The organism is Bacillus cereus (genome assembly GCF_002567495.1).
Classification (GTDB): Bacteria; Bacillota; Bacilli; order Bacillales; family Bacillaceae_G; genus Bacillus_A; species Bacillus_A cereus_AQ.
Map to the genome: position 1 here is coordinate 1 of NZ_NVAP01000083.1, position 5,759 is coordinate 5,759.

Here is a 5,759-nt window from a genome sequence, read left to right on the forward strand (position 1 = left end):
TTTACAAAGGGTACAGATTAGTATGAAGAAACTTTTTTATTTTATAAGAGGAAATTTAAACTTTCTTTCCAATATGTATAAGACATATAGAGAAGAGGAGAGAAAAATGTGGATCGAGGAATTTTTAAAGAAGTTATATTACCTTGTGCATTTTTGGATGAAGTGGCTTTAGATAGAAATATTCAATCGATTATAGAGTTAAGTGGAAATAAGAAGATTCGTATAGCGAGTAAATCGTTACGTTCTATTCCGATTATGCAAAAGATTTTAGCTACAAATGATCGATTTCAAGGTATTATGTGCTTTTCACCTAGAGAGGTTTTATTTTTAATAGAACAAGGATTTAATGATTTATTGCTTGGATATCCTGCTTATGATGAAAGAGCTTTGTATGAAATTAGTTTGCTAACAAAGAAAGGTTTCATTATAACTTGTATGGTGGATTGTGAAGATCATATTGTTTATTTAGAAAAAATTGCTGAGAAGTCTAAAGGATGTTTTCGTGTTTGTTTGGATATTGATATGAGTAGTCGTTTCTTCCGATTTCATTTTGGCGTACAAAGATCCCCAGTAAAAAATGTGCAGGATGCTTTGAAAATAGTGGAAAAGGTGAGAAGGTCATCATATTTAATGTTAGATGGTGTAATGGGATATGAAGCTCAAATTGCCGGGGTGGGTGATCATATACCGAATCAATGGATAAAAAGTAAAGTAATCTCGTATTTAAAGAAGAAATCAGTGATAGAAGTTAAAGAAAGAAGAGAACATATTGTAAAAGCAATACGAAGCCTTGGGATTGAGCTAAGGTTCGTAAATGGAGGCGGAACAGGAAGTATAAAAACAACCGAGAAAGATAATTCAGTTTCAGAGATTACAATAGGTTCTGCTTTTTATTCTCCGAAGTTGTTTGATTATTATAAAGAGGTGAAATTTCATCCGGCGATCGGATTTGCCCTACCAATTGTGCGTAAACCAGCCCCGTCTATTTACACTTGCTTAGGTGGTGGATATATTGCTTCAGGCGCAGTTGGTAAAGATAAAGAGCCTGAGGTTTGGAGACCAAATGGTGCAAAACTATTAGCTTTAGAAGGTGCTGGAGAAGTACAAACGCCAGTTTTTTATAACGGTAAGGAACGAGTGGACATAGGAGAATCCATTTTGTTTCGCCATAGTAAGGCTGGCGAGTTATGTGAGCGCTTTCCTTTTTTGTATCGCGTTAAAAAAGGAGAGATTGTTGGGGAGTATTCAACATATCGGGGGGATGGCCAATGCTTTCTATAAAGGGACAAAAATGGAGAAATTGGACAGGGAATGTAGAAGGAACGCCGCATTATACGATGTATCCAGAAAGTATACAAGATGTAGTAGAAGTTGTGGGGCTTGCACGAAAAAAGGGGAAGAAAATTCGTGTTGTCGGTTCAGGACACTCCTTTACACCGCTCGTGCAAACGGAAGAAATTTTAGTTTCAATAGATGAATTGAAGGGCATTGTGAATATTGATGCAGTGAAGATGGTTGCTGAGGTATGGGCAGGAACAAAGTTATATGATTTAGGGAAGTTGCTTGAGGAAAAAGGCTATGCGCAAGAAAATTTAGGGGATATTGATTCGCAATCTATTGCAGGAGCGATTAGTACAGGGACTCATGGAACGGGTGTTACCTTTGGGAGTTTATCAACACAAGTTATTGAGATTACGGCAGTTTTATCTAATGGTGAGAGTATAGTTTGTTCGGAAACTGAGAACGTAGAATATTGGAGGGCGTTTCAGTTGTCGCTTGGAATGTTAGGTATCATTGTAAAAATAAAATTGAAGGTTATTCCAGCGTATTCACTCGTTTATAAAAGTGAAAAACAGTCATTATCTACTGTAATGAACAAACTAGAAGAATATAAGAAGAATCGTCATTTTGAATTTTTCGTTTTTCCTTATTCTGATGAAGTACAAGTGAAACTTACGAACGAAACAACGAATAAAGGCAGTGATTTGAAATGGCATAAACTAAAGGTGGAGTTACTTGAAAATAGGATGTTCTCTTTGCTATCTAAAGGGTGTAAATGGTTTCCTTCTATAAGTAAAGGAGTGAGTCAATTATCAGCTAAGGCTGTACCAAACACAAAAATAATTGGCCCAAGCTATGAAGTATTTGCTACATCACGTACAGTACCATTTTATGAAATGGAGTATAGCATTCCTGCAAAGTATATGAGAACGGTTGTAGAAGAAATCTCAAATCTTATTGAAAAGAAAAAGTATAAGGTGCACTTCCCGATCGAATGCCGCTATGTGAAAGGTGATGATATATGGCTTAGTCCAGCCTATGGAAGAGATTCAGCGTATATCGCTGTTCATATGTATAAAGGTATGAAATATGCTGCTTACTTTGGCGAAGTGGAAAAAATTTTTCTAAAGTATGAAGGGCGTCCGCATTGGGGGAAAATGCATACATTATCGTATGAGCAATTACAAGATATATATCCAGAGTTTCATTCGTTTTTACAGGTGAGGAGGTCTTTAGATGAACTTGGAATGTTTTTTAATCCTTATGCAGAAAAGTTATTTATCCCGCTATTTGTCGGGCAGTAAGACCCCCACCTCAAAATCCGGCGAATATGAGGAAATTAGTTGGGAGATAACTGCCTGATTGGTGGGGGCTGATAAGTAGTGGAGGTGGACACTTCCTACTGAATAAAGTTTCAAGTTATGAGTATGAAAAAGCTGACAAATAATTATTTGTCAGCTTTTTTTAGTGTAATTGCATTTCTTGTATGACTAATATGTTCATAAAATAGTAGTTTATCACGGCTAAATACATGCAATAGAACATGAATAATAAATAGGCCGTTAATGATGAATAGGAATAACAATGTAACGAGTAATACTAAAGGTTCTGTATGATTTAAAATAGAGCTACTAGAAAGAATATAATTGATTCCACCTAATGCAAAATAAAATATACCGTAGCGGACAAATAGTTCTTTTAATGTAATACGATCTGATTTTCCTTTCACGTAAATGCGAAGCAATGCTTTCCCAATTGTTTTTCCATTTGTGAAGTATGGAATAATAATAAAGTAAATAAGGATTGAACACGTAATGAAAATGAGTTCATACATATTGGTATAAGATTGCATATTAGAAATGAAGACAGAATTTCCTTTGTTTTTAACGACAGGTACAACGATAGATAAGAAAATCCAATCAATTTGCATTGCGATAAGGCGACGAATGAATCCGACTGGTTTCGTTTCCAAATCAATATGACTATCTAACTCGTTTGTCTTCGGAAGGAAGTACGTAAATATTGGTGCAATAATAAAACCAATTACACCACCTAATGTATTTAAAAACAAATCATCGATATCAAATAATCGGTATGCACAATTGTATATACCGTATAATCCAGTCACTTGTGTTAGTTCGAAAAATAGTGAAAGGAAAAAAGAAATACAAATTGTTTGTAAGAAACTACGTCGGAAATAATAACGTAAGTAAATACCGAATGGAACAGTTAGTAGAACATTAAATGCAACTTGTAAAAACGCAGACTCTTTTAATAAGTAGAAATAAGTAGCTGGTTTCGTTAAAATTGCCGATGTATGGCTACTAATCTCTTGTATGAAATAAAATGGTGAGAGTTGCATGTGTTGTGTATTAGCCGGTTGTAGGCTACAAGTATCAAACGTTTGTGGCAACGGCAAAATAACAAGAAAATAGGCATTTAATAAGTAAAGTAATAATGAGTATAAAATAAATGAGCGCCATTTATTTAAATAACCATATTTTCGATAATTAAATATTAAAAAAGGGATTAAAAGAAACATTGCTAAAAAAGGAAATAAAATAAATGCTGTTTTTACTGGAAATAAATATGCAGTCAAAGTAAAACTCCTTTCAATGAAAATTCGTTTATCATTATAGCGCTAAAAATATTTAAATACAAAGTTAAAATCCTTCGAAATAGAAAAAATCACTAATTTTATAGGGATTAAGTTATAATAAAATAATATGAGGATATTGTGATTATATAAGTTGAGAGAGGGTACAAGAGATGCGATATGAACTTTTTTCTGTAAGTGGGGATCATATTACGACTTTTGAAAGTGCATGGCGTTTTCAGGAGGGAGAACAGATTTTTGTTCATGATGATCAAACAAAACGAAACTTTATTATTATTCGTCTGACGCATGATGTATTTCAACAAAATAAACATGTTATTCGTTTGTATTGTCAAGAAAAGAAAGTGTATGCATAAGAGAAGCCCTCTTACAGTATGAAAAAGTAAAAGCCCGATTGGTGAGGGCTTTTACTTTTTCATTTTTCCCCCCGTAAGGGATGAAAAGGAGGAGGGCTAATGCACATAGGTAGCATTTGATTTGGAAGATAGGATATAGCCTCGTACTTTGTGCTTCCAAGTTTCATTTCCTTCTTTTTGAGAAAGCCATGCATGGTAATCTTGTTGTGTTTTCCATAACATACGTATCATATATTCTGCCTTATCATTTGTACGATGTACATGTGAAAACTCTATGTTAATGCAACCGTTCGTTCCGGGGGAAGGATAATATTGTTTAAGCTCATAAAGAAGCTCACTTTCATATCCGTACTTAATGTGAATGAGTTTAGTAACAATAAACATATAAACACCTCTTTTACGATAATAGTAGGAAAGATAGGTTTACTGTAATAGTGAACTTAAATAATATTATACTATTCAGAAAATTCTAAGTAAATAATAGACTTAATAAAGGTATAAAAAAGCGAGTCATCTAGTGTAATAGAATGACCCGCTTTCGATTTGTAAGTTTCACTTTATAAGAAAATAAGAGTAAGTACACCTACGATAATGCAATAGAAAGAGAAATATTTTAAATTTCCTTTTGCCATAATGTTCATAAACCATTTTAGTGCAATATACGTCATGATAAATGTTGCGATGAATGCAACGACATATGGTACGAATAATGTGTCTAGATTTGGATCTTTTGCAATGTCTGTAATACTTAGTAATAAACCACCTAAGCTAACAGGAATGTATAGCAAGAATGAGAAGCGAAGAGCTGTTTCTTGCTTCATACCAAGTAACATCGCTGCTACGATTGTGGCACCAGATCGGCTTATTCCGGGAATTAGTGCGCAAGCTTGTGCTAATCCGACGATGATTGCATCTTTCATAGAAAGGTCGCCATCATTTTTGCGTCCACGTAAGTTTCTAATAATCCAAAGGCCGACAGCAGTAATAAGAAGGGAAATCCCAACCATCTTCACACCTTTTAAGTACTGATCGATGTAATCTTTAAATAAAACACCAATAACACCTGCTGGAATGGTTGCAATAACAAGATAAATAATAAAGAAGAAATCTGATTTTGCGTCTTCTGCTCTTGTAAATATATAAGAGAGACCATTCTTCGTTAGACGAATTAAATCATTTCTATAAATAAGTAATACAGCTAATAATGAAGCTGAATTAACAAGTAGTTCAAAGCTAAACCCTTCTATTTTTAGTCCTAGCAAATGCTGTGCTAAAACGAGGTGACCACTTGAAGAAATCGGAATTGGTTCTGTTAGTCCTTGGAACAGACCAAGAATTAAATATTTTAAAATTAAGTAAAATTGTTCCATAACATCCTCCTTGTTAATTAGTCTAAAGAAACAACTTTTCCATTATAACAAAGATATGGATGAATATTGAAAAGAAATAAAAATTCGAAATATAATAAAAACCCCTTATAGCAGTATGAAGTGAACCCGAATAGT

6 protein-coding genes are annotated in these 5,759 nt (G+C 33.9%); 3 read left to right on the forward strand and 3 right to left on the reverse strand.

Going from position 1 to position 5,759, the window contains the following annotated elements:
• The first annotated feature begins 108 nt into the window (after positions 1–108).
• Together COK05_RS29690 and COK05_RS29695 are read left to right on the forward strand one after the other, a co-directional pair.
• A complete protein-coding gene (locus COK05_RS29690) occupies positions 109–1,281 on the forward strand; it encodes an amino acid deaminase/aldolase (protein ID WP_098615382.1) in 1,173 nt (390 codons plus the stop codon).
• Positions 1,269–2,585: a D-arabinono-1,4-lactone oxidase gene (locus COK05_RS29695; RefSeq protein WP_098615383.1), complete on the forward strand. Its 1,317-nt coding sequence runs from the start codon at positions 1,269–1,271 to the stop codon at positions 2,583–2,585. The genes COK05_RS29690 and COK05_RS29695 overlap by 13 nt, the downstream gene beginning before the upstream one ends.
• 143 nt (positions 2,586–2,728) lie before the next feature.
• On the opposite strand, the gene COK05_RS29700 is transcribed toward COK05_RS29695, so the two are convergent.
• The gene (locus COK05_RS29700; RefSeq protein ID WP_098615384.1) at positions 2,729–3,880 is read right to left on the reverse strand and encodes a VanZ family protein; all 1,152 of its coding nucleotides are present in this window, start codon (positions 3,878–3,880) and stop codon (positions 2,729–2,731) included.
• A gap of 170 nt (positions 3,881–4,050) precedes the next feature.
• On the opposite strand from COK05_RS29700, the gene COK05_RS29705 reads away from it, so the two are divergent.
• A complete protein-coding gene (locus COK05_RS29705; protein WP_001268332.1) occupies positions 4,051–4,254 on the forward strand; it encodes a hypothetical protein in 204 nt (67 codons plus the stop codon).
• Between the two features lie 96 nt (positions 4,255–4,350).
• On the opposite strand, the gene COK05_RS29710 is transcribed toward COK05_RS29705, so the two are convergent.
• Entirely contained in the window at positions 4,351–4,638 is a 288-nt protein-coding gene (locus COK05_RS29710; protein ID WP_098615385.1) for an antibiotic biosynthesis monooxygenase, read from the reverse strand.
• Positions 4,639–4,811: 173 nt separating this feature from the next.
• The gene (locus tag COK05_RS29715) at positions 4,812–5,624 is read right to left on the reverse strand and encodes an undecaprenyl-diphosphate phosphatase (RefSeq protein WP_098615386.1); all 813 of its coding nucleotides are present in this window, start codon (positions 5,622–5,624) and stop codon (positions 4,812–4,814) included.
• Between the last annotated feature and the right edge of the window lie 135 nt (positions 5,625–5,759).